Source organism: Neorhizobium sp. S3-V5DH, from assembly GCF_004343065.1.
Classification (GTDB): Bacteria; Pseudomonadota; Alphaproteobacteria; order Rhizobiales; family Rhizobiaceae; genus Neorhizobium; species Neorhizobium huautlense.
The window spans coordinates 458,439-481,483 of record NZ_SMCL01000002.1; the positions used below are offsets into that span (position 1 = coordinate 458,439).

Annotated in this window: 27 protein-coding genes; 4 read left to right on the forward strand and 23 right to left on the reverse strand. The window is 60.7% G+C overall.

What is annotated here, in order from left to right:
* Positions 1 to 5: 5 nt before the first annotated feature.
* Both EDE09_RS05755 and EDE09_RS05760 read right to left on the reverse strand, forming a co-directional pair.
* Positions 6 to 1,199, reverse strand: a complete 1,194-nt coding sequence (locus tag EDE09_RS05755; RefSeq protein ID WP_157949133.1) for a GNAT family N-acetyltransferase — start codon at positions 1,197 to 1,199, stop codon at positions 6 to 8.
* A gap of 154 nt (positions 1,200 to 1,353) precedes the next feature.
* Positions 1,354 to 2,178 (reverse strand): outer membrane protein, encoded by an 825-nt coding sequence (locus tag EDE09_RS05760; RefSeq protein ID WP_105375098.1) that lies wholly within the window; start codon positions 2,176 to 2,178, stop codon positions 1,354 to 1,356.
* A gap of 236 nt (positions 2,179 to 2,414) precedes the next feature.
* Here EDE09_RS05760 and EDE09_RS28090 point away from each other — a divergent pair, with 236 nt between their 5' ends.
* Entirely contained in the window at positions 2,415 to 2,573 is a 159-nt protein-coding gene (locus tag EDE09_RS28090) for a hypothetical protein (protein WP_165924117.1), read from the forward strand.
* An 89-nt stretch (positions 2,574 to 2,662) separates the two neighbouring features.
* Here EDE09_RS28090 and glmM read toward each other — a convergent pair whose 3' ends face one another.
* The 10 genes from glmM to ybgC all read right to left on the reverse strand — a co-directional run bounded on the left by glmM (position 2,663) and on the right by ybgC (position 14,112).
* On the reverse strand, positions 2,663 to 4,015 hold the full coding sequence (gene glmM / locus EDE09_RS05765) for a phosphoglucosamine mutase (protein WP_105375097.1): 1,353 nt from the start codon (positions 4,013 to 4,015) through the stop codon (positions 2,663 to 2,665).
* Between the two features lie 335 nt (positions 4,016 to 4,350).
* Positions 4,351 to 6,285 (reverse strand): ATP-dependent zinc metalloprotease FtsH, encoded by a 1,935-nt coding sequence (gene ftsH, locus EDE09_RS05770; RefSeq protein ID WP_105374789.1) that lies wholly within the window; start codon positions 6,283 to 6,285, stop codon positions 4,351 to 4,353.
* Positions 6,286 to 6,389: 104 nt separating this feature from the next.
* Positions 6,390 to 7,775: a tRNA lysidine(34) synthetase TilS gene (gene tilS / locus EDE09_RS05775; RefSeq protein ID WP_165924118.1), complete on the reverse strand. Its 1,386-nt coding sequence runs from the start codon at positions 7,773 to 7,775 to the stop codon at positions 6,390 to 6,392.
* A gap of 11 nt (positions 7,776 to 7,786) precedes the next feature.
* A complete protein-coding gene (gene ybgF / locus EDE09_RS05780) occupies positions 7,787 to 8,824 on the reverse strand; it encodes a tol-pal system protein YbgF (protein ID WP_105374787.1) in 1,038 nt (345 codons plus the stop codon).
* A gap of 174 nt (positions 8,825 to 8,998) precedes the next feature.
* Entirely contained in the window at positions 8,999 to 9,532 is a 534-nt protein-coding gene (gene pal, locus EDE09_RS05785; RefSeq protein ID WP_105374786.1) for a peptidoglycan-associated lipoprotein Pal, read from the reverse strand.
* A gap of 175 nt (positions 9,533 to 9,707) precedes the next feature.
* Positions 9,708 to 11,015 (reverse strand): Tol-Pal system beta propeller repeat protein TolB, encoded by a 1,308-nt coding sequence (gene tolB / locus EDE09_RS05790; RefSeq protein ID WP_105374785.1) that lies wholly within the window; start codon positions 11,013 to 11,015, stop codon positions 9,708 to 9,710.
* Positions 11,016 to 11,029: 14 nt separating this feature from the next.
* On the reverse strand, positions 11,030 to 12,199 hold the full coding sequence (locus tag EDE09_RS05795; protein WP_132409305.1) for a hypothetical protein: 1,170 nt from the start codon (positions 12,197 to 12,199) through the stop codon (positions 11,030 to 11,032).
* Between the two features lie 10 nt (positions 12,200 to 12,209).
* Positions 12,210 to 12,665, reverse strand: coding sequence for a protein TolR (gene tolR / locus EDE09_RS05800; protein ID WP_105374783.1), 456 nt, complete (start codon positions 12,663 to 12,665; stop codon positions 12,210 to 12,212).
* A 26-nt stretch (positions 12,666 to 12,691) separates the two neighbouring features.
* Complete coding sequence (gene tolQ, locus EDE09_RS05805) at positions 12,692 to 13,411, reverse strand: protein TolQ (RefSeq protein WP_105374782.1); 720 nt, start codon at positions 13,409 to 13,411, stop codon at positions 12,692 to 12,694.
* Positions 13,412 to 13,662: 251 nt separating this feature from the next.
* Positions 13,663 to 14,112 carry a tol-pal system-associated acyl-CoA thioesterase gene (gene ybgC, locus EDE09_RS05810; RefSeq protein ID WP_105374781.1) on the reverse strand — a complete coding sequence of 150 codons (450 nt, stop codon included), beginning with the start codon at positions 14,110 to 14,112 and terminating at the stop codon, positions 13,663 to 13,665.
* Between the two features lie 135 nt (positions 14,113 to 14,247).
* Here ybgC and EDE09_RS05815 point away from each other — a divergent pair, with 135 nt between their 5' ends.
* The 3 genes from EDE09_RS05815 to EDE09_RS05825 all read left to right on the forward strand — a co-directional run bounded on the left by EDE09_RS05815 (position 14,248) and on the right by EDE09_RS05825 (position 17,280).
* Positions 14,248 to 15,468, forward strand: coding sequence for an NAD-dependent epimerase/dehydratase family protein (locus tag EDE09_RS05815; RefSeq protein WP_105374780.1), 1,221 nt, complete (start codon positions 14,248 to 14,250; stop codon positions 15,466 to 15,468).
* Positions 15,469 to 15,583: 115 nt separating this feature from the next.
* Positions 15,584 to 16,396 (forward strand): glycosyltransferase, encoded by an 813-nt coding sequence (locus EDE09_RS05820; RefSeq protein WP_105374779.1) that lies wholly within the window; start codon positions 15,584 to 15,586, stop codon positions 16,394 to 16,396.
* Positions 16,393 to 17,280: an NAD(P)-dependent oxidoreductase gene (locus EDE09_RS05825; protein WP_105374778.1), complete on the forward strand. Its 888-nt coding sequence runs from the start codon at positions 16,393 to 16,395 to the stop codon at positions 17,278 to 17,280. Before EDE09_RS05820 ends, EDE09_RS05825 begins: the two co-directional genes overlap by 4 nt.
* On the opposite strand, the gene EDE09_RS05830 is transcribed toward EDE09_RS05825, so the two are convergent.
* From EDE09_RS05830 to ruvC, 11 genes are all read right to left on the reverse strand, one after another.
* Positions 17,243 to 17,629, reverse strand: coding sequence for a hypothetical protein (locus EDE09_RS05830; RefSeq protein ID WP_105374777.1), 387 nt, complete (start codon positions 17,627 to 17,629; stop codon positions 17,243 to 17,245). The two genes, EDE09_RS05825 and EDE09_RS05830, sit on opposite strands and share 38 nt — an antisense overlap.
* Entirely contained in the window at positions 17,622 to 17,843 is a 222-nt protein-coding gene (locus EDE09_RS05835) for a DUF2945 domain-containing protein (RefSeq protein WP_105374776.1), read from the reverse strand. The genes EDE09_RS05830 and EDE09_RS05835 overlap by 8 nt, the downstream gene beginning before the upstream one ends.
* Positions 17,844 to 17,898: 55 nt before the next feature.
* Positions 17,899 to 18,357 carry an NUDIX hydrolase gene (locus EDE09_RS05840; protein ID WP_105374790.1) on the reverse strand — a complete coding sequence of 153 codons (459 nt, stop codon included), beginning with the start codon at positions 18,355 to 18,357 and terminating at the stop codon, positions 17,899 to 17,901.
* 58 nt (positions 18,358 to 18,415) lie between these two features.
* Positions 18,416 to 19,312, reverse strand: a complete 897-nt coding sequence (locus EDE09_RS05845; RefSeq protein WP_105374775.1) for a metallophosphoesterase — start codon at positions 19,310 to 19,312, stop codon at positions 18,416 to 18,418.
* Positions 19,313 to 20,353, reverse strand: coding sequence for a Holliday junction branch migration DNA helicase RuvB (gene ruvB, locus EDE09_RS05850; RefSeq protein WP_105374774.1), 1,041 nt, complete (start codon positions 20,351 to 20,353; stop codon positions 19,313 to 19,315).
* Entirely contained in the window at positions 20,350 to 20,748 is a 399-nt protein-coding gene (locus tag EDE09_RS05855) for a PIN domain-containing protein (protein ID WP_105374773.1), read from the reverse strand. The genes ruvB and EDE09_RS05855 overlap by 4 nt, the downstream gene beginning before the upstream one ends.
* On the reverse strand, positions 20,745 to 21,029 hold the full coding sequence (locus EDE09_RS05860; protein WP_105374772.1) for an AbrB/MazE/SpoVT family DNA-binding domain-containing protein: 285 nt from the start codon (positions 21,027 to 21,029) through the stop codon (positions 20,745 to 20,747). Before EDE09_RS05860 ends, EDE09_RS05855 begins: the two co-directional genes overlap by 4 nt.
* A gap of 62 nt (positions 21,030 to 21,091) precedes the next feature.
* The gene (ruvA, locus tag EDE09_RS05865; RefSeq protein ID WP_105374771.1) at positions 21,092 to 21,709 is read right to left on the reverse strand and encodes a Holliday junction branch migration protein RuvA; all 618 of its coding nucleotides are present in this window, start codon (positions 21,707 to 21,709) and stop codon (positions 21,092 to 21,094) included.
* A 25-nt stretch (positions 21,710 to 21,734) separates the two neighbouring features.
* Positions 21,735 to 22,151, reverse strand: coding sequence for a type II toxin-antitoxin system VapC family toxin (locus EDE09_RS05870; protein WP_112798877.1), 417 nt, complete (start codon positions 22,149 to 22,151; stop codon positions 21,735 to 21,737).
* 4 nt (positions 22,152 to 22,155) lie between these two features.
* Entirely contained in the window at positions 22,156 to 22,404 is a 249-nt protein-coding gene (locus EDE09_RS05875; RefSeq protein ID WP_105374769.1) for an AbrB/MazE/SpoVT family DNA-binding domain-containing protein, read from the reverse strand.
* Between the two features lie 56 nt (positions 22,405 to 22,460).
* A complete protein-coding gene (gene ruvC, locus EDE09_RS05880) occupies positions 22,461 to 22,970 on the reverse strand; it encodes a crossover junction endodeoxyribonuclease RuvC (RefSeq protein WP_105374768.1) in 510 nt (169 codons plus the stop codon).
* Positions 22,971 to 23,045 lie beyond the last annotated feature (75 nt).

The window sequence follows — 23,045 nt, forward strand, 5'->3', positions numbered from 1 at the left end:
TTCGCTCAAGCGATTGCCATCATTGGCAAAAGAAGCTCGGATACCGCACCATAGCTTGATATCGTCATCATCGTCTGCCGCAACCGGCGCCGGATTACCCATTTGAGCGGCCGGAGTGATCGCCACAGTCTGGTGGAGCGAAGCGCAGCGACCGACCTTTGCCGCAACAGATAGACCTGCCCTCGAAGTGTCAGAGCTGCCTGTTTCGCCGTCAGTGGAAACGTCGTCTCGCAGCTTTCGATCTTCCACGCCTCATCGCCGATGCCGAGATCCAGCCACTCATATCCGTTGCCGTGAAGCCATTGCAGCGTACGGTAGTAAAGTACGCTGCCCGGTGAAAATTTCGCCCATTCCCCTGCCTCGAAAGAGAGCATGATCGCGTAATACCGTCTGCCGGCCGTCAGCCCCCAGATCGTCGCGATGATCCTGTCACCGGACTGGAGGTAGAAGAGCTTCAGCATCTGCTCTTTCGCGAAGATTTCCGTGCCATCGCGAAAGAAATCGTGCTTGTCGGTATCGACATCGAAGCCGGGCACGCGGGTCTGTTCGAAGCGCCACTGCTTCTGGCGCAGGAATGCGGCAGTTGCCTCCCGGCGCTCTTCATCACCATCGGCAATGCGGAATTCGAGCGGCGTGATCTTCTCCAGGTTGCGCATCTTGCGGGCGAGTGTCTTTCGTTGCGGGATCGCCGCCTCGATGTCCGCCCAGGGTCGCCGCAGATCGTTGGCGTGACAAGAAGCCTCGTTCGCTTGGTCACTCATCAAGCTCAAGGGATTGGCAAGACCGTCGATATCTGCCGGCATCTTACTGAATATGAGGAGATCGAACGGCGGCAACTGACTGGCGATCTCGTGCCAAAGGCGCTCCGCAAGCTCCGGCGTCCAGGAGATCGACGTCGTAAAAAGTATCGGGGCATTGTAATCGGCCGCGTCGGCGTCGACGAATTCGAGAATTCGAGTTCCGTTGCGGCGCGTGATGCAAAGCGGAATGAAGATGACCGGCCGATCCTCCGCATCGCGCACCTCGACGAAATGCAGGCTGCGTTCTCCCGAGCGCCCGAAACTGGCGAGCCACACTTGAAGAAAGGTCACGCTCTGAAACACGTGGAAATGCGCTCCCTCCGCCGCAGAACCGCGAGGCCAATCCTGCGAGAGATCGTCGAGGTTGTCGAAGATGGAAATCTTGAAAACCGGCACCATGAGCTGCCCCATCGTCACATCGGGCGCTTGATAGCAACTCAAACGCGAATTTTGAAATTGAAATCGGATATATCGTTAATCCGCAATACGCCACCTATCGGCCGAATGCAGAAAGCCGCCTCGAAGGCGGCTTTCGCTGGAAGATATTGGAAACTTACTTGTAGACGATGGGCTCCGGCGGCGGCTCGTAGGCGACGGGAGTGTCGCAGCCACCGAATACGTAGCGGGCGCCGACGCGCGCTTCGTGCATGTCGAAACCCTTGTCCCGGCCGGGTCCGCCACCGAGATTGTAGCCGAACATATCGCCACCGACGATATGGCGATAGCGGTAGCCCACATCCGCCTTGAGGTTACAGGTGATGTCAATGGACGCGCCGGCCATAAGGGCATAGCTGAAGCGCCAGCTCTTTTCGCCCTTGTGGTCGGTAGAGTAGCAGCCGGGCACCGCCGGGTCGTCGCAGATGGTGTTGCGCAGCTTGCCCCACTTGACATAGGTACCGCCGATACCACCGCCGACATAGGGCGTGAAATAGCCGTAGGTGCCGAGGTCGACATAGACGTTCGCCATCAGCGAATAGGCATGCATGTAGGACTTGTCGCTGGAGGTGCAGGTCACCCCGCCGCAAAGACCCGTGGTCGAGCCGCGGAAGTCCGCTGAGGTCAGGTAGTCGAAGGTGACGTCCGTACGCAGGTAGTTGTTGATCTGGTAACCGACGCCGCCGCCGAGAAGAAAGCTGTCCTTGAGCGACGCGCTATCAAAATCTACCAGCGTGCCGTTGGAGCCCTGGAAATATTCCGCGCCGCGCATGTCGTTGAAGGAATAGCCCACATCGCCGCGCAGATACCAGCCGCTCGCCTCCTGAATGGCGACTTCCGGGGCATCGAGGATCGGTTCGGGCTGCGGCTGATAAAGATCTGCCGATTGGGCTGCGCTCACCGTCAGCGCCAGCGCAAACATACTGGCCAGGGTTTTCTTCATGGCTTCATCTCCAAAGCTCATATCGCGTATGGCAGGCAAGCGCGCAGCCAACGGGTTGATCGCGATGGATAATGAAGGAAAAAAGTTAAGTCCGACTTAACCATGCCTGTTTACCGCATGTTTTCCTCGAAGCGTCCGAATTTGGCTCGACACCACCAAGAAAAGGAACTGTTGATCCTTTCCTGAACGAAGAGATTCGAGTGCAAATTTAAGCCGGATGCTCTAAATACGCAGGCATGTCAGACAATGTTATCAAGTTCCAGCGCCCGCCCAAACCGAAGCCCCCGCGGCAGACGCCACCATGGCTGAAGCGCGTGCTGATCGTCCTTGGGGTCGCCGCCTTCTTCATCGCGGCCTTCGTCTATTTCTCGTTGACAGGCCAGGCACGCCCCTGAACCCAGCAGGGATATAGCTGCCGCCCGCTTTCCCATACCGCGAAACAAAAAAGCCGGCATCGCTGCCGGCTTTTTCTCAAGCGGAAAACTCAGGCGACGGTGCGGGCGTTGGCAATGACGCCGACGAGCCCTTCTACGACCCGCTCGATTTGGGCCCGATCGTCGCCTTCCGCCATCACGCGGATCAGCGGCTCGGTGCCGGACGGACGAATGACCAGGCGCCCCTTCGAAGCAAGCTCGGCTTCCGCGTCCGCAATGGCCTGACGTACGATGATGTCCTCGAGCGGCTTGCCGCCCTGGAAGCGGACATTCTTCAGAAGCTGCGGCACCGGCTCGAATCGGCGGCAAACCTCGCTCACCGGCCGCCCGAGGCGTTTTACGCGCGCCAGAATTTGAAGGGCCGCAACAAGGCCGTCACCGGTGGTGCCGAAGTCCGAAAGGACGATGTGGCCGGACTGCTCGCCGCCCACGTTGAAATCGTTGTGACGCATATGCTCGACCACGTAACGGTCGCCGACCTTGGTGCGGGCAAGTTCAAGGCCCTTGCCCTTCAGAAAGCGCTCGAGACCGAGATTGGACATGACGGTAGCGACGATGCCGCCGCCCCTCAATTTCTCTTCCTCGGCCCAGCTTTCCCCGATCACCGCCATCAGCTGGTCGCCGTCGACGATCTCGCCACACTCGTCGACGATGATGACCCGGTCTGCGTCGCCGTCGAGTGCTATACCGATATCGGCACGCACCTCATGCACCTTCTTCTGAAGCGCCTCGGGGCTCGTCGAGCCGCAGTCCAGGTTGATGTTCGTGCCGTTCGGCTCGTTACCGATCGTCACCACTTCAGCCCCGAGTTCCCAGAGTGCGAGCGGAGCCACCTTGTAGGCCGCGCCATTGGCGCAATCGATCGCCACTCTCAGCCCATGCAGCGTGACGTCGCGCGGCAACGTGCGCTTGGCATGTTCGATATAGCGGTAAATATCACCCTCGACGCGCTTCGCCCGGCCGATATCCGCGGACTTGGCAAGCTGGGCATGCAGATCGCTGTCGAGCAGATCCTCTATGCGTATCTCCAGTTCGTCGGAAAGCTTGTAGCCATCCGGGCCGAACAGCTTGATCCCGTTGTCCTGGTAAGGATTGTGCGAGGCCGAGATCATCACGCCCACATCGGCGCGCAACGAACGGGTCAGCATGGCCACAGCCGGCGTCGGGATCGGGCCGAGCAGGAAGACGTCCAGACCGGCAGCGGTAAAGCCCGCCACCAAGGCATTTTCCAGCATGTAGCCGGAAAGACGCGTATCCTTGCCGATCACGACGCGGTGGCGGTGGCTGCCGTTGCGAAAGATCGTGCCGACGGCAATGCCGACGCGCATCGCCAGGTCCGGCGTCATCGGAAAGATGTTGGACTGTCCGCGAATGCCATCAGTGCCAAAATAGCGGCGTGTCATATAAGCTCCTTGTCGTCGCGCCTGCCCGGCGCGGTCTGCCGCACAGCCCTTCGAACTCGGTTTGGAGGAAGGACTATGCGCAAATCCAAAATTTACAGCATCTTCTGCGCGTCGGAAATGACGCGAGCCGCTGTAGCGGGATCCCACCCGCGGGTCTGTCGACGGCCAGACCGGCCTTCATCATTTGGCTCATGCCACAGTTCCAGGGCGCAAGCACATAAATTAGCGTCAAAATCGCTTATATCCCGTTACTGACGGACTGCCGGCAGGCCGGCCACAAACAAAAGCCGCCGCGGAGCTACCCGCAGCGGCTTCTTCTATCCCTGTCCTTGCCTTCAATGGGGCTGAGGCTCAAGCCCGCTTTCCGGCTCCCCGCCCTTCGGCTCATCCTTCTTGGAGCCGGTAGCAGGAACTGCCGAGCCACGAGCAGGCGGCGCATCGTCGCCAAGATCACGCGACGGTTTGTGTCCCTTGAGCAGCGCCTTGATCTCCTCGCCGGACATGGTTTCGTATTCGAGAAGGCCTTCTGCCAGCGTTACGAACTCGTCGTGTTTCTCCGTCAGGATGCGCCGGGCCTCGGTATAGGCCTCGTCGATCAGGCGGCGAACTTCCGTATCGATCTTCTGGGCAGTCGATTCGGATACGTTTCTCGTCTGCGAGACGGAATGGCCGAGGAAGACTTCCTGCTGGTTTTCGCCATAGGCGACCTGGCCCAGCACATCGGAAAAGCCCCACTGCGTGACCATCGCACGGGCGAGCTTGGTGGCCTGCTCGATGTCGGAGGACGCGCCGGAAGTGATGTTCTCCTTGCCGAAGGTCAGCTCCTCGGCAACGCGGCCACCCATCATGATGACCAGGCGCGACACCATCCACTTGTAGCTCATCGAATAGCGGTCGCCTTCCGGAAGCTGCATGACCATGCCAAGCGCACGGCCGCGCGGAATGATCGTCGCCTTGTGCAGCGGATCCGCGACCGGCACGTTGAGTGCGGTTATCGCGTGGCCGGCCTCGTGATAGGCGGTGAGCTTCTTCTCCGCCTCGGTCATGGCCGAAGAGCGGCGCTCGGCGCCCATCATGATCTTGTCCTTGGCGTCTTCGAACTCGCTCATGGTGACGAGGCGCTTGTTGCGGCGCGCTGCCATCAGGGCTGCTTCGTTGACGAGGTTCATGAGGTCGGCGCCGGAGAAACCGGGCGTACCGCGGGCAAGAACCTTGAGGTCGACATTCGGCGCCAGCGGCACGTTGCGGGCATGCACCTTGAGAATGCGCTCGCGGCCGATGATGTCCGGGTTCGGCACGACGACCTGACGGTCGAAGCGGCCGGGACGCAGCAGTGCCGGGTCGAGAACGTCCGGACGGTTGGTCGCAGCGATCAGGATAATGCCTTCATTGGCTTCGAAGCCGTCCATTTCGACGAGCAACTGGTTGAGCGTCTGCTCGCGTTCGTCATTGCCCCCGCCGAGGCCGGCGCCGCGATGACGACCGACCGCGTCGATTTCGTCGATGAAGATGATGCAGGGCGCATTCTTCTTGGCCTGTTCGAACATGTCGCGGACACGGCTTGCACCGACGCCGACGAACATTTCGACGAAATCCGAACCGGAAATGGTGAAGAAGGGCACGTTCGCCTCGCCGGCAATGGCGCGGGCGAGCAGCGTTTTGCCGGTGCCGGGCGGGCCGACCAGCAGCACGCCGCGCGGGATTCGTCCGCCAAGCCGCTGGAACTTCTGCGGGTCGCGCAGGAATTCGACGATTTCCTCGAGATCCTGCTTGGCTTCGTCGACGCCTGCGACGTCCTCGAAAGTCACGCGGCCATGCGCCTCGGTCAGAAGCTTGGCCTTGGACTTGCCGAAGCCCATCGCCCCGCGCGAGCCGCCTTGCATCTGCCGCATGAAGAAGAGCCAGACGCCGAGGATCAGAAGCATCGGCAGAAGCGTGCCGATATAGCTCAGGAAACCGGAAGACCCGTCCGTTTCCGGGCGGGCCACGATGGTGACGTTCTTGGCCTGCAGCTTCTCCATCAGCGAATCATCGATGACGGGCGAATAGGTCTGAAACCCAGAGCCGCTTTCCGTGTAGGTGCCCATCACCCGGTTTCCGGTAACGACGACATCCCGCACCCGCCCCGAATCCACATCGCGCAGAAACTGCGAATAAGGAACCTCACGCGAGTTGGACTGTGTCGGTGCCGTCTGGAACATGCTGAACAATGCGACCAGCAAGAGGGCTATGATGACCCAGAGGGCGATATTGCGAATGTTTGGGTTCATTGAACTCCCCGGACTGTGACGACCAACTCTAAAGGCGGCCGCCTTGCTTGCCGCATAACATAGGGTTGCGGGAAGTCCTTGCCAAGGCGAACCGGAGCCGCCACCTAGCTTTTCCGCGCAGAATCCTTAATTGGCAGCGGGGGAAAAACGTCGCATCCGAGCAAAACCGCAATTTCGCTGCCGAGCCTAAGATCAAACTGCGGCAAAAAACGGTCGAACGGCGCCAGCACCGGCTCGACATCTATGCCGGCTGCAGATGTCTTTTCGGACAAACTGGCTGCGATCTCCCCGTTTCTTTCGTCGGGCGGAAATGACAGGGCCGCTTCGATATGCGGCATGGCCGAGGCGGCCCGCATGGCGATGGCAGGCGGTACATCGGGAAACAAGGTGGATGCCTCCTCCCGATCCGGCGCCGTCGGGCCGACAACGATCTCTTGAGGGCATCCGTTGTCGATCCGGTAGCGGCCGTCCCATATATCGGCCTCACTCGGCCGAATATGAAGCGGCAGCATGCCGCGGTTTTCGCGAACGAAATAAAGGCCGTCCCGACGAAGATCGAAGATCACCCGCCCGGCCGTCACGCGCCCCGACTGCCCGCTCTCGACAAAGGCCATGACCCGCTCCAAGCTGTCGGCGCCGAGTGCGTGTGTTCTGCCTCCTAAAACCGCGGCGAGCAGGGAGAGCGCGTGTCGGCGCAAAGCCGCTTCCGTCTTCAACCCTTCCGGTGAGAGCCGGGCCAGCACCCCATGCCGGATCGTCACATGATCGCGCAAGAACATGGCGGCGGCATCCGACAAGCTGGTTCGCCGCTCCACCGCCCGCAACCACTGGCCCGGATCAAACGATCCCTGCCCCGTCAGCTTTCCGCGCACCCTCACCCGCTCGTAATGGGAATCGAGATTGCTGGGATCTTCGATCCACCCCTGACCCTGCGACGCCAGCCATGCACGAATGTCGGCGCGGCGGGTCCTGAGGAAGGGACGAACGAGCCAGCGCCGTCGATCGAGAAGCACCGCTTCCGCCATGCCCGCGAGGCCCCGCCCGTCCTCTGCCTCGCTGCGGGCAGCCCGCATCGTCACCGTTTCGGCTTGGTCGTCAAGCGTGTGACCGGTAAGGATGGCAGTGGCGTCTACCTCGTCCGCGACCTCCAACAGGAGGCGGTAACGCGCCTCACGCGCGGCGGCGGAAACTCCGGTGGCGGGTTTGGCACCCTCCCAGCGCCGCGTCACATGGGGAATGCCAAGATCCACACAAAGGGCCAACACCGCCTTTGCCTCATCGGCCGACTCCGGTCGGAGGGCATGGTCCACAGTCGCGGCAAAAAGGGTAATGCCGGCATCTTCCCGAGCCGCTTTCGAAAGGCTGACGAGGAGGCCGGTCGAATCGCTGCCGCCGGAAACGGCGACGAGAAGACGGGCCGGTCTGACAAGATCGCGACAAAGGCGTTGGATCGCCTCGTCCGGCGACAGGATGAAGGCTGCGGCAGCCACGGAGGGCGCCGTCAGCTGCAGCGCAGCCGCTTCTGTTCGCTGCCGACCTTGGCGAGCACCGCCTTGGATGCGCTCGGATAGCGCTTCGGCACTTCGCGGAGCGTCGCACAGGCGGTTTCGGTGTTGTCGAGGGCTGCCAGCGACATGCCGAGCTTCAGCAGCATTTCAGGCGCCTTGGCCGACTTGCCGTAGTTCTGGTGGGCGTTCAGAAACGTCTTTGCCGCTTCGTTGTATTTTTCCTGCGAATACTGCGCCTCGCCGAGCCAGAAATTCGCGTCGGCAATGCGTCCACCCTTCGGATAAGCCTGGATGTAGGCCAAAAATTCCTTTTCCGCGAGCGTATAGTCGCCGGACAGCACGTGATTGTAGGCAATCTGATAGGCGTCGTTCTCGTTGCCCAGCGATGCGGTCTGCTGCGGATCGGTCCGGCCTGGGGTGGCAGTTTTGCCGGGCAGTGCGGGGCCGGTATCGACGCCCGGAAGCGCCGCCGAATTGCTGCGGTCGTTACGGGTGGCGGCGCGGGGATTACCGTTCTGGTCAAAATCGATGGAGCCGAGCGTCGTGGGCGGCGGCGCCGTCCGGCTGTCGCCCCCCTGCTGCTGGCCGATATCGCTGTCGGCAGGCGATCCGATGATGCGGGCAACGTCATCCGAGGATTGAGCCGGAGGAGCAGCTTGCGCAGGCGGAGCGCGGTTGGACGCCACGGCCGGTCCCCCGGCCGTGGTGTCAGCTTCGCTTCTCTTCTTTTTTTCCAGGTCCTGGAAACGGAACTCGTTGTCTTCCTGCGTCTTGCGCAGTTGCTCCTGCATCTGCAGCAGCTGAAAACTCATTTCCTCGATGCGGCCATTCAACTGCCGGATCTCTTCCTGGAGTTGCTGGACACGGACTGCCTCGTTGGCCTGTGCGAGAACAACCGGCGGATTATCGGCCCGCGGCTGTTCTACAGCAGACTGACTGCCGCCCTGAAAAAGTTTCGGCAGCGAGAAGGCTCCAGCCGGGCCGCCCGTTGCCATGAGCCCCAGCATCACTGCCAAGACAAGTTTCTTCATGAGTGTTCGTCCTGCTCTCTAGTGTGCACCGATTTGGCGCGAGGGGAGATTTTTCCAACTGCCGCCAAAAAGCAACCAAGTCACCAATGAAAAATCCCCGAAAACAGGGCTAAACTATGGAAAAAAGAAAAAGGCGGCCCGAAGACCGCCTTTTGTTGGGGCGAGTGGCCCGCATTACATGCCGGCGCCGCCGAGAACCGTCACTGCACGACGGTTCTGCGACCAGCAGGAAATGTCGTCGCACACGGCGACCGGGCGTTCCTTGCCGTAGGAGATCGTCTTCATGCGATTCGCCGGTACGCCGCGGGAAGCGAGATATTCCTTGGTGGCAGCAGCACGACGTGCGCCGAGGGCAAGGTTATATTCGCGCGTGCCGCGTTCGTCGGCATGGCCTTCGACGGTGATCGCGTAGTTCGGATAGCGCTGCAGCCACTGGGCCTGGCGGTCGAGCGTCTGCTGGGCGTCGGCGCGGATCGAGGTCGAGTCGGTATCGAAGAAGATGCGGTCGCCGACATTGACGGTGAAGTCCTGGCTCGAGCCGGGCGTCGCGGCACCAGCCCCGCCAAGGCCGAGTTCCCCGGCACTGTTCGGCAGGTTCTTCTTGTTGGCGCAGCCCGCGAGCGCAAGCGCGAGCGTCAGAGCGATGACGGCGGGGTTGCGAGCGAGGGTCTGCATGCGGCTCATCGCCGAAATTTCAATGCGGCTCATGGCCGGTCTCTCCTTGATCACTAATTATCAGAGTTGCCAGACTCTAACCGGGCTCGGTTAACCACGATCAAACACTTATGGTTAACGAATTATTCCGATGTCCCTTTATTGGCCCTTTCTCAACAGAATAAGGCCGGAAAGAGGCGGAAAGCCGCCTCTTTCCCGTTAACTGCCGCTATTCCAGAAGCGGCGACCAGGCGGGGTCGGATGCGTAGGACGGGGTCTTGACCTGTTGCTCGTTGTAACCGGTCAGGTCGATCGAATAGAGCTGCGGCCCACCGGCGCCGGCATTCTGACGGAAGAACATCAGCACGCGACCGTTCGGTGCCCATGTCGGACCCTCGTTGTGGAAGCCGCTCGTCAGGATACGCTCGCCCGAACCGTCCGGCTTCATCACGCCGATCGAGAACTTGCCGCCCGACTGCTTCGTAAAGGCGATCAGGTCCCCGCGCGGCGACCAAACCGGCGTCGAATAGGAACCGTCACCGAAGGAAATGCGGGTCTGGCCGGAACCGTCGGCATTCATGACATAGATCTGTGGCCTTCCGCCGCGGTCGCTCTCGAAGGCGATCCGCGCACCATCAGGCGCATAGGAAGGCGACGTGTCGATCGCCTGGGTGGAGGTCAGCCGCGTCGTGGTGCGGGAGCGCAGGTCCATCGTATAGATGTTGGAATTGCCTTCCTGCTGAAGGCTCATGATCACCTTCTGGCCATCCGGCGAGAAGCGCGGCGAGAAGGTCATGCCGGGGAAATTGCCCACGACCTCGCGCTGCCCGGTCTCCAGTTGCAGCAGATAGACGCGCGGCTGGTTGCCTTCGAAGGACATGTAGGTGATTTCCTGACGGCTCGGCGAGAAGCGCGGAGTCAGCACGATGTCCTTCGAATTGGTGAGCATGCGGACGTTGAAGCCGTCCTGGTCCATGATCGCAAGCTGGCGCTGGCGGGCATTCTTCGGCCCGCTTTCGGAAACGAAGACGACGCGGGTGTCGAAATAACCATTTTCGCCGGTGATCTGCTTGTAGATCGCGTCGGCGATGATGTGGGCCACCCGGCGCCAGTTTTCCGGCTGGGTGAAGAACTGCTGGCCGGTCATCTGCTGGCCAGAAAACGTGTCCCAGAGACGAAATTCCGCCCGAAGCCGCCCATCGCCTTCACGGGTGATGCGGCCGGTCACCAGCGCCTGCGCGTTGATGACTTTCCAGTCCTCGAAACGCGGCGCCCGGTTCGGGTCGGAGATCTTCTCGATAAAGGCGCTCTTGTTGATCGGCGCAAAAAGGCCGGAACGCTGAAGGTCCGCAGCAATGACGTGGGAGATCTGCGGCCCCAGCTCGTTGTTCGACAGGAAGTCCGTCACCGCGATCGGCAGCGGCTCGACATTGCCTTTGTTGATGTTGATTTCTACGCGAGCCTGTGCGGGCGCGGCAAACATCACGGCCATGCCGGCAAGCGCAAGCACGAGGCGGATGAAAGAACGTTTCATCATGTTACTAAAGCCTTTCAAAGCAATTCGCTCGGATCGAAGTTGACGACAACTTCACTCCAGGCGTCGTATTTGTCGGCAGGCAGGTTCTTGAACGGCGCGGACCTGCGAACCGCGCGGAGAGCGCTCGCCTCGAGCGTACGGCGGGCGTTGTCTGAGCCACCAGAGGCTTCCACTTCCGGCTCACCGACGATTTCACCAGTCTGATCGAGCCTCATCGTCACGCGGATCAGCACGCCGTCAGCACCCTCGATGCCGGCAATCACCGACCAGTTCTTCTGGATCTGGCCGCGCAGCGCGTCCATCTCGCTCTGGCTGAGCTTGGCACCGGTCGAGGGCTTGGTGCTGCCCGTTGACGCCGGCGACGACGAGCGCTTGGCCCCGCCCCCGGACGCTTCCTGCTTGTTGAGCAGCGAGGCAATCTCGTCGGCGTTGAAGTCGCTCGCTTTCGAAGACGAGGACTTGGCGGTCTCCTGCTTCTTGCCTTCCTTCTTGTCCGTCGGCTTCTCGGCAGCCTTGGCGGTTTCCGTCGGCTTTGCCGTTTCCGGTTTTTTCTCGGCGGGCTTTTCAGCCGGCTTCTCGACGGGCTTCGCCTCTTCCTTCGGCGGTTCCGGCTTCGGCTTGGCGGCCGGCAGCGGCACCGCATCCGGAAGCGGGATGTCTTCGGACTTCGCTTCGGCGGGCGCAGGCGTCGGCTCGGGTTTCGGCGGCGGAGTCGGCTCGGGCTTTGGAGGTGTCGGCGCGATCTCCGGCTTCGGCTGCGGCAGCGCGGCCATCTCGGTCGGCTTCGGCGCAGTCTCTTCCGGAACGATGTCCTTCACATCGTTCTGTTCGGGCGTCGGCGTCGGCATCGGCCGTTCGACGGGCTTCGGCGCCGCGGCAGCCTCCGTCGGCGTCGGCTTTTTGGCCGGCGTCGGTGGTGTCTTCAGATCGAGATCGTTCTCGCCGGCATTCTCGGCGTTTTCCACGACCTTCTGATTCTTGGTCTCCTTGGGAGAAGGTTTTTCAGACATGGGCGCCTTCTTGTCGCCCTGCTGCATCTGGGTAATGGATTCGACCGGTATGATATCGACCGGCAAGGCTTCGACATCGGCCACCTCGAAAGAAGCGGGCGCGCTCAGCGACACCAGTGCAGCACCGAGCACCAGCGTATGCAGGATCAGCGATGTGCCGAGACTACCTTTCATGGCGCCGCGATCACTTCTCCTGTTCCTGCAGAGTTACAAGACCGAGGTTCTTGTAACCTGCTGCAGAAATGCGGGCCATCACCTTCATGACGACGCCGTAGGCGGCTGTGGTATCGCCGCGCACATAGATGCGCTCGTTATAGCCGGTGGTGGCGATTGCCTGCAGCTTCGGCACGATCTCGTCGATGGCGATCGGCGTTTCCTGCAGATAGATTTCGCCCTGCGGATTGACCGATACGGTGATCGGCTGCGTATCCGCATTCATGGCCTTTGCCTGCGTTTCAGGCAGGTCGATCGGCACCCCGACCGTCATCATCGGCGCCGCCACCATGAAGATGATAAGCAGCACGAGCATGACGTCGACAAGCGGCGTCACGTTGATTTCGCTGATTGCTCCGCCGCGACGGCCGCCGCGCCTGCGACGCCCGCCACCCGATGCCTTTGCTCCTCCGGCCGACATACCCATGAGAGATTACTCCTTGGCCCGAACCGTTATTGCGCCGCCTGTCGCGGCTGCAGCTTCTCGTCGATCTGACGCGACAGTATGGCCGAGAATTCGTCGGCGAAACCTTCCATGCGGGCAGAAAGCTTGCCGGCATCGGCAGTGAATTTGTTGTAGGCGATGACCGCGGGGATAGCGGCGACGAGGCCGATCGCGGTGGCGAGCAGCGCTTCGGCGATACCGGGCGCCACGACCGCAAGATTGGTGGATTTCGAACCGGCGATCGCCTGGAACGAGGTCATGATGCCGACGACGGTACCGAAGAGTCCGATGAACGGACCGGCCGAGCCGATCGTTGCAAGCGAACCGAGGCGGGCTTCATAGGTTTCCGCCTCGCGAGCCATGGTGACGTCCATTGCCCGGTCGATACGCATCTGAAGGCCGATCGGCGAGCGCGCGCCGCGTTCGAAGCTCTTTTTCCACTCGCGCATGGCGGCGACGAAGATGGCGGCAAGCCCGTTGTTCGTCCGCTCCGATAGCGTGCGGTAGAGCTCCTCGAGCGACTGGCCGGACCAGAACACCTGCTCGAACTGGTCGAACTGGCGCTTGGCCTTGCCGAAGCTCACATACTTGTCGATGACGATCGCCCAGGTCCATACCGACGCGCCGATCAGACCGATCATGACCAGCTTGACGACCAGCCCGGCCTGCATGAACAGCGACCAGAGGCTGACGTCGCTCGCCGCTGCCGCCAAAACTTCGTGTTCCATCTACTATCCCCGAATCCAAACGCCCGGCTTTTAAGGACCGGGCGGGTTCAAAAGCGCGCTCTCGCGAGAATGTCGTTGATCGCCGGGTGCGCCCGCCTTAACCCCAAGATACCCTGAGTTTCCAGCTTGGCTTCTCGCTTTCAATTTTGGTCAAAGGAAGGCGTGCGTTGCACAAATTCCTCACAAGCCAGTAAGACATCATTATCGTTAAGAATGCGTTACAGGCGGGAGGTCTGCTATACTTTCACAGGCTAAACCGGATGCCCCAGAAACTTCTCCGCGATCGCTTCCGGCAAACGGCGCGGACGACCGTGCTTGTTGATGACGGCGATCACGACCTTGGCGGCAATCAGCAGCGTTTCGCCGCGTCTGATTTCCTGGTTGAGCACCATCTTGGCGCCGCCTGCCTTTTCCGTCACCGTCTGGATCGTCAGGATATCATCCATGCGGGCAGGCTGCTTGAAGTCGATCTCCATCCGGTGGACGACGAAGACGAGGCCCTCTTCATCGGCGGAAAGAAGCGCGCTCTGCTCGCAGCCGAGGCAGCGCAGATAGTCGGTGCGGCCGCGTTCCAGGAAGTGCAGATAACGGGCATGATAGACGAGGCCGGAAAAATCGGTGTCTTCGTAATAGACGCGCTGGAGAAGCCGATGGCCGCCTTCAATCAATTCGCCCGATAGCAAAAAATTGTGTTCCTGCATAAGCTTGCCTTGAAAAATTCCTGTTCACCCACTGGATGAACGTCAAGCACTGTTCCAGTTTCTGTGGACCGAACTAAGTCCTGTCATACTTCCTCCCTATCAGGAAATGTTCCAAAAACCAGCGGAGACTCCATCATGAAGATAGCAGTCCTGGGCGGCGACGGTTTTGTCGGCTGGCCGACATCGCTCCACCTGTCCGAGTGCGGCCACGAGGTCCATATCCTCGACAACCTCTCGCGCCGCTGGATCGATACCGAGCTCGGTGTCCAGTCGCTGACCCCGATGGACTCCATCCAGGAGCGCACCCGGATCTGGCATGCCGAGACCGGCCGGCGCATCCACTTCCATCTGATCGACCTTGCCAGGGACTACGAGCTCCTCAAGGGCTGGCTCGCTAAACATCGTCCGGATGCAATCGTCCATTTCGCCGAGCAACGTGCGGCGCCCTATTCCATGAAAAGCGACCGCCACAAGAACTACACGGTCAACAACAACGTCAACGCCACCCATAATCTTCTGAATGCGCTGGTCGAACTCGACCTCGATGCGCATCTGGTCCATCTCGGAACCATGGGCGTCTACGGCTATTCGACGGTCGGTGCGGCAATCCCGGAAGGCTATCTGCCGGTCGGCATCGAGACGGCGGACGGACGTGAAGTCTCCCAGGAAATCCTCTACCCCGCCAATCCCGGCTCGATCTACCACATGACCAAATGCCTGGATCAGTTGCTCTTCCAGTTCTACGCAAAGAACGACGGTCTCAGGATCACCGATTTGCACCAGGGCATCGTCTGGGGCACCCACACCGAACAGACCCGACGCCATACGCAATTGATCAATAGATTCGATTATGACGGGGATTACGGGACGGTCTTGAATCGTTTTCTCATCCAGGCGGCGATCGGTTATCCCCTCACCGTCCACGGCACCGGCGGTCAGACGCGCGCCTTCATCCACATTCAGGATTCGGTCCGCTGCATCGAGATTGCGCTGAAGAACCCGCCTGCCCGCGGCAGCCGCGTCGAGATCTTCAACCAGATGACGGAGACCCACCGGGTCCGCGACCTGGCCGAAATGATCGCGAAAATGACCGGTTCGAAGATCGCCTGGCTGCCGAACCCACGCAAGGAAGCGCCGGAAAACGAGTTGATCGTCAAGAACGAAAAGTTTCTGGGCCTCGGCCTCGAGCCCACCACGCTTGGCGAAGGACTATTGGGCGAGATCGTCGATGTTGCGAAGAAATACGCCTATCGTGTTGACAGGACTCGCGTTCCGGCCGTTTCCGCCTGGACCAGGGATATCGCGACCAAGGTCGAGCACGATCCCGAAGGCAAGCGGCTGAAATCGGTTTCGTAAAATTCGACCAGGGAGCGCCGATAGGTCTCCTCATCTATCACATCAGCTTTCGTCATTCCTCGGGCTTGTCCCGAGCATGACGAAGGAGAGGGATCGCAACGGGGCACTACCCTTCATGACCAACGCTTTCGTCACCCTCGTCACCAATGCCGACTATGCCATGGGCGCCACTGCGCTGGCCCGCTCCATCCGCCGCACCGGCACGGGCGCCGATATCGTCATCCTCCATACCGGCGGCGTCGAGCGCCCCTCTCTCTCCCCGCTCGAAGCTCTGGGCTGCCGCCTTGTCGAAACCGACCACCTGCCGCTCTCGGACGCCTTCAACGAACGCCACGGCAAAGACAGGCTGCACGGATCAGCCCCCTTCACCAAGGGGCGCAAGCCGGACTTCCACACGCCGCTCGACAATTTCTGCAAGCTCCGGCTCTGGCAGCTCGTCGAGTATGACAAGGTGGTCTTCATCGACGCCGACGCGCTGGTGCTGAAACCCATCGACAAACTGTTCGCCTACCCGGAATTTTCCGCCGCTCCGAATGTCTACGAAAGCCTCGCCGACTTTCACCGGCTGAATTCCGGCGTCTTCGTCGCAAAACCTTCGGCGGACACATTTGCCGAAATGCTGGCGGCACTCGACCAGCCGGACGCCTTCTGGCGGCGCACCGACCAGACCTTTTTGGAAACGTTCTTTCCCGACTGGCACGGCCTGCCGGTCTTCATGAACATGCTGCAATATGTGTGGTTTAACATGCCGGCCCTCTGGGATTGGCAGAGCATTGCCGTCCTCCACTACCAATATGAAAAGCCCTGGGAAAAGCACCATCCGAAAGCCGACCGGCTGGGCCCCCTGATCGACCTCTGGCATGCCTTTTACGAAGACCGCGACTTGCCAGATCTCGGCTCGCTGCCGAAACCGGGAGGGGCGGCATGAAGGTCTTGGTCTCGGGAGGAACAGGCCTGGTTGGTCGCCATGTCGTCGAGGGATTGCTTGGCGCCGGATATAAGGTGATCGTCGGTGGCCGCGTACCGCCCGATCCGGAAGCCTTTTCGAAACCGGTCGGCTTCGTGCCGCTTTTCCTTGAACCGGACCTCGACCAGACCGAAGCCTTCGATGACGCCTATTTTTTCGTTCACGCGGCGTTTGATCATGTCCCGGGAAAATACCGCGGCGGCGAAGGAGGCGATCCCGTCCAATTCCGCCGGCTGAACCTCGACGGCAGCGTCAAGCTCTTCGAAACGGCACGCCGGGCCGGTACGCGGCGCGCCGTCTTTCTCTCCAGCCGCGCCGTCTATGACGGCCTGCCCTCCGGCACGGAACTCACCGAAAACCTCCTGCTGCAGCCGGACAGTCTTTACGGTGAAATAAAGCTTGACGGCGAACGGGCGCTGTCGGCTCTTTCCCAACCGGGCTTTACGACCGCAAGCCTGAGGCTGACCGGCGTTTACGGCAATCGGCAACCGAACAAATGGGACCCGCTGATTGCGGACTATCTCGCTGGTCGACCCGTCCCGTCCCGCGCTGGAACGGAGGTTCACGGCCGCGATGTGGCCGCGGCGGTGCGCCTGATGCTGGAAACCGAAGCGGGCGTGATCGACGGGCAGGTCTTCAACGTTTCCGACATCCTCACCGATACTCGTGAAATCCTCGGCTGCCTGCCGCACCGTCCTCATCCACTCCCGCCGCCTGGCGATCGCGCGGCGGTCAACGTGATGTCCACTGCCAGGATCAATGCACTGGGCTGGGAGCCGGGCGGGCTGGCACTTCTGCGGGAGACCGTCAGGGATTTGGCGAATTCTCCTGGTGCCGCGGCCTGAAGCGCCGCATCTTCGCCTCCTCTTTGGCTTTATCCAGCGCCTTCTTGTGCTGCTCCGCCCATTTCGCTCCGGCGTCACCGCCCCAGAGCAGCCAGGCTATGTAGCCAGTCGAGGCGTTTTCCTCGTCGCCGAAATTGTCGGCTCGTTTTTCGGTCCGATGCCGGGAAAAATAGCTGACCATTTTGCGGATGGTCTGCTCCGAAACCGGTTTCCGGTTTTTCAGATCCTTGGCACGTGCGATACCGGCAGTCGTTCCGCCGCGCCGATACTGCGCCCGCAATTTCAGGCCCTTCTCGGCGGCAGCCGCGACCTCCACCGGGGGGATACGATCGGGACGTTCCTCAGCCATGGCTCTTCCCCAGCTCGGACTGGCTTTTCAGCACACGATCACCGCTTTTCCGCTCGATTAGAAAGACAGGCTCCTTTTTGTCCCCTTTTCTCTTGACCGTCTTGCCTTTGATCTTCCGCTCGACGTCCTCGGTAAACTTCTCGGTTACTTTGCCTTCGGCTTCACCGCGGCCCCATTTCCATTTCACTTCATGTCCGACGCTGATGTCTTGCATGGCCTTCTCCTTCTTGCGCAGAAGAACGGGCTGCCGTGCTCAGATGTTCCAGAGATTACGGCTTAAGATCGAGATCACTATCGCGCCAGACCAGATGGCGAGGGCTCTCCGGCAGTCGCTCTATCTCTTCCGCGACGAAATAGGGCAGGATGTCGAGTGCTCTCAACGCTGCCGTGGTCGCCGGCACCCACTTGAACTCCAACTCGTGCCCGTCAATGACCCGATGGACGATGTCGCGCGGATGGAATGGAAACGAGGGCGGTAGCTCCATCAGGTAATAAAGCCCTAATTCGTGGCAGTCCCTGATTTCGTAGTGAAAGAAATTCTCGACCGCCCAGAGAAGGCGTCCAACCGTGACAGTAACCCCGAGTTCCTCGATCATTTCCCGTTTGAGGGTCTCTTCCGAAGTCTCTCCGATTTCGGCGCGTCCGCCGGGTAAGGTCCAGAAGGTTTCATGGACAGCGCGATGCACCAGGACATGGCCATCGCGAAAGCAAAGTCCGGCAACGCGCATCTGGAAAACACGACGAGCATCCGTTTCGATGCGAATGAGGATCCTGTCCTTCACGCTATCACCCGAGCTCAATGACGACGATTTCCGGCGGGGCGCCGACGCGGATCGGCAGGCCGGAACAGCCAAGCCCACCGGAGATGATGATATTGCGGCGCCCCTCCTGCACATGGCCGTAAACATACCGATCGCCAAAACGCGACGGCACGACCGGCGCATAGCCGAACAACCGCACCTGGCCACCATGGGTGTGGCCGGAAAGGGTGAGAGCGACGCGTTCCGGCACCATCGGGAAGATATCCGGCTCGTGCGCCATGAGGATGATCGGCGCGTCGTCACTCACCTGGGCGAGCGTGCCGGCAAGATCATGTTTGCCCTGCCCCCAGCGGCCGATCTTTCGGTCCGGCAGAAGACCGATCTGATCCTCGAGGCCTGCCAGCCAGAAAGCTCTGCCGTCCTTTTCGAGCCGAACCGAACGATTGCTGTAAACGGGAATGCCCACCCCCTCCAAGGCTCGGCGGGCGAAGGGAATGCCGCCGCCATTCGCCTGGACTTCCGGATCTTCCCACCAGTCGTGGTTGCCAAGCACCGCATGCACGCCGAGCGGCGCCTGCAGGATCGATAGCGCCTTGGCCCAGAGGTCGGGGCTCACTCGGTCCAGCACGAGGCGCATGCCGGAGACATAGTCGCCGAGCAACAGGATCACGTCCGGCTGAAGCGCATTCGCCTGCCGGCAGATGGCGGCGATCCGCTCGGCAGTCATCCAGGGCTGGCACGCATGGAAATCCGCCAGGGCCACCACGCGCAGTTTCAGGCCGGGCGTCCATTCAGGCGGCGTTAGCGCATAATAGGTGGCCCGCAGGCGGACCAGCGGCTCCGCCACGGCATAACCACCAAACGCCACCATCGCCGCGAAGCTGGCGCCCAGCGTCTTGAAGAAGCCGCGGCGAGTAATCACTCAGTCATCCTCGAGATTCATCCTGAACTGCGCCGCTTCGAGATCCTTGGGCGGCTGAAGTCCCAGATGTTTCCACGCCGTTGCGGTCAAAACACGGCCGCGCGGGGTGCGCTGGATAAAACCCTGCTGGATCATATAGGGCTCGATGATATCCTCAATCGCGTCTCGGGGCTCGGAAAGCCCAGCCGCAATCGTCTCAATGCCGACAGGCCCGCCGCCGAAATTCACCGCGATCATGTTGAGGTAACGCTTGTCGAGCTGGTCGAGGCCCATATTGTCGACCAGAAGCCGCGTCAGCGCCTCGTCGGCAATCTCGCGGGTCACGGCTTCGGCCTTCGCCACTTCAGCAAAATCGCGCACCCGCCGCAACAGCCGGCCGGCGATGCGGGGCGTACCACGGGCACGGCGGGCGATTTCGCGCGCACCGTCATCGGTCATCGGCAGGTTCATCAGCCGCGCGCCGCGCCTGACGATCAGTTCCAGTTCCTCGACCGTGTAGAACGCCAGCCGTACCGGAATGCCGAAGCGGTCGCGGAGCGGTGTCGTCAGAAGACCGAGACGGGTGGTGGCTGCGACCAGCGTAAATTTCGACAGGTCGATCTTTACTGAGCGGGCGGCCGGTCCTTCGCCGATGATGAGGTCGAGCTGGAAATCCTCCATAGCGGGATAGAGGATTTCCTCGACCGCCGGATTGAGCCGGTGAATTTCGTCGATGAACAGCACGTCGCGCTCTTCGAGATTGGTCAGCAGTGCTGCAAGATCTCCCGCCTTGGCGATGACGGGGCCGGATGTGGAGCGGAAGTTCACACCAAGTTCTTTCGCCATGATCTGGGCGAGCGTTGTTTTGCCGAGGCCCGGCGGACCGACGAAGAGAACGTGGTCGAGCGCCTCGCCGCGATTCCTGGCCGCTTCGATGAAGACTTTGAGGTTGGCGCGCGCCTCCGCCTGGCCGGTAAACTCGTCCAGCGACTGCGGACGCAGTGTCGTATCCAGGTCTTCGCCCCGCTTTTCCGGCGTTATCAGGCGGGCAGGTTCGGTCATGCGAGAAGTTCCATTCCGGGTACGGCCTGAGCAGCCTTACGGTCAAAGGTGATGACTTTGCGGCAACCGACCCTGCCGGCGCTCCAAGCCACAAGATAGTCGGCGACGTCCCCAGCGGGAAATGTTGAACCGGCAAGAAGCAGTTCCAGTTCTTCCGTGTGCTCGATGACTATCTCCGAAGACGCGATGAGGAGGCGAAGCATATCGACGATCTGGGCTTTTGAATAATTCAGCCGTTGCCGCAGAAACCAGATGACTTCAGCCAGCACCACCGCGCTGACATAAGCAGGATCTTCCGCTGTGCGTTCCGTCATGAATTGACGTGCTTTTTCACCCTGCTCCGGATCATCGTGAACGAGAAATCGCAACAGGACATTCGTGTCAATTCCGATCATTTCTGACCTTCTTGCCACTCGCGACGGATGCGTTCGTCATCTTCGGCTACGGCTGCCATGATGGCCTCATCGATCTCCTCGATCGTGAAACCCTTGCCATTAGGGGGATTTCCCAAAATGCCGGCCAGATCCGCAAGCTTTTTGTTCTTCGGGATTGCTACGACCTCACCATTGCGGACAGTGACATAGAAGCGGGTACCGGGCGTGAGCTTCAACTGCTCGCGCACATCCTTCGGAATGGTCAATTGTCCCTTGGATGTCATGGTCGTAAGCGCGCCCATTTTTCTTACCTTTCTTGCCATTTCTTACCAAACTATATCAGTAAGAAATTGCTCATCCAACACTACCGTGCCAATTCCTTCAGCCCCAATCTAATGAGTTTGGCGCTGTCTGCCCCTTCGCCGCCGTTCTTGAGAGCCGCCGCCACCGCGTTCGCAGCCTGGTCGCGGGAATAACCGAGATTGGTCAGGGCCGAAACTGCGTCAGCCACGGGAGCAGAAGCCACGCCCTCGCCGATCTCCTGCTTGAGGCCGATATTGCCGGAAGCCTCGCCGGCAAAAGCCGGAGCCTTGTTCTTCAATTCGGTCACGATGCGCATTGCCACCTTCGGGCCGACCCCCGGAGCGCGCGAAACGGTTGTCCTGTCCTGCAGCGCGATCGCGTTGGCGAGTTCGGATGGCGTCAAAACGGAAAGTACGGCAAGCGCCACCTTGGCGCCGACACCCTGCACGCTCTGCAGCAGGTTGAACCATTCCCGCTCCAGCGCCGTCAGGAAACCGAAGAGCTTGAACTGGTCCTCGCGCACATAGGTCTCGATGAACAGCACCACCGCCTCGCCGACCGAACCCATCTTCGACAGCACCCGCGACGAACAGAAGACCTCGTAGCAGACGCCATGCACGTCGACGAGCACGTAGTCGTCGCCGATTTCGTCGATGGTGCCTTTAAGCTTGCCGATCATGGAAGAAGTCCGCCAACGATTAAGGTTACAAGGGATGAGTTTCGGGAGAGATGATGGAGATCAGTGGGAAATAGGTCCGGTATTTGGCAACATCCCGGCTGAGCAGCCGATAGCCTCTGACCACTGCGTGGGCACCGATATAGAAATCGGGAAGTGGCGAACGTTTGTCCCCGCCAGCGCGGCGATATTGCAGAAAGGCGTGGCCGGCTGCATACGCCGCTTCCCAAGGAAGATCCTCCCGCCGGAAGAGACTGGGCGCAAGCGCCGCTTCCAGTTCCTCGCTCGTCGCGTAGCCGGCGGCCATTTCCGCATAAATCAAAGGATTTATCAGCAAGAGCCCCTTGGCCCGGGCCGCCGCCAACTGTTCGGTCGACCATTCGGTAAAGGCAGTCCGGGTATGGAACACGTCGATGAGGATGTTCGTATCGACAAGAGTTGCCATGGGGTCAGTCTCTCAGCAGCCGATAGAATTCCTCGCCGCTCATATCGCCAAGAGACATGGAACCCTGATGCCGCCTCAGATGAGCAACAAGCTCGCGTATATCGCGCTCGACTTCCTCCCTTGACGGCTCGACGCGCCGAAGTACGGCCTCCCCCTCGCGAAGAACAAACTCCACCTCGCTGCCCGCCTCGATCCCCAGGTTGGAGCGGACATTCTTCGGGATCGTAACCTGGCCTTTTTCAGTGACGCGCATGGTAATACCTCTGCGGTATTACTTATCCGCGAAACAAGAACAAGTCAAGAACAAACTTACCCGGCAAGCGCGGCGCGCATGCGGTGGCCGCCGCGGTTGTGGGCATGGCAGATGGCGATCGCCAAGGCGTCGGCGGCGTCATTGCCCTTGAATTCGGCCTTGGGCATCAGGATCTTCAACATCATGTGGATCTGCTGCTTTTCGCCGTGGCCAACCCCGATGACGGACTTCTTGACGGCATTTGGCGCATATTCGGCGACCGGCAGGCCGGCCCGCGCCGGCACCAGCATCACGACACCCCTCGCCTGCCCCAGTTTCAGGGTCGCCACCGCATCCTTGTTGACAAAAGTCTGCTCGACCGCCGCCTCATCTGGCTTGTAGGCATGCACCACTTCGGCCAGCCCGTCATGCAGCTGGCAGAGGCGGGATGCGAGATCCATGTCTCCGTCAGACGTGACCGTGCCTGAAGCGACGAAGCGCAGGCTGTTTCCCAGCGTTTCGATAATGCCCCAACCGGTTCGGCGAAGTCCCGGATCGATGCCGATGATGCGAATCGTTTGTGTCATCCGGCTACACTACCGCCTTGCCGCAGAAGGCGCCATGTCGACCCCAGATGGTCCGGCGATGCCCTCCGTTGATGC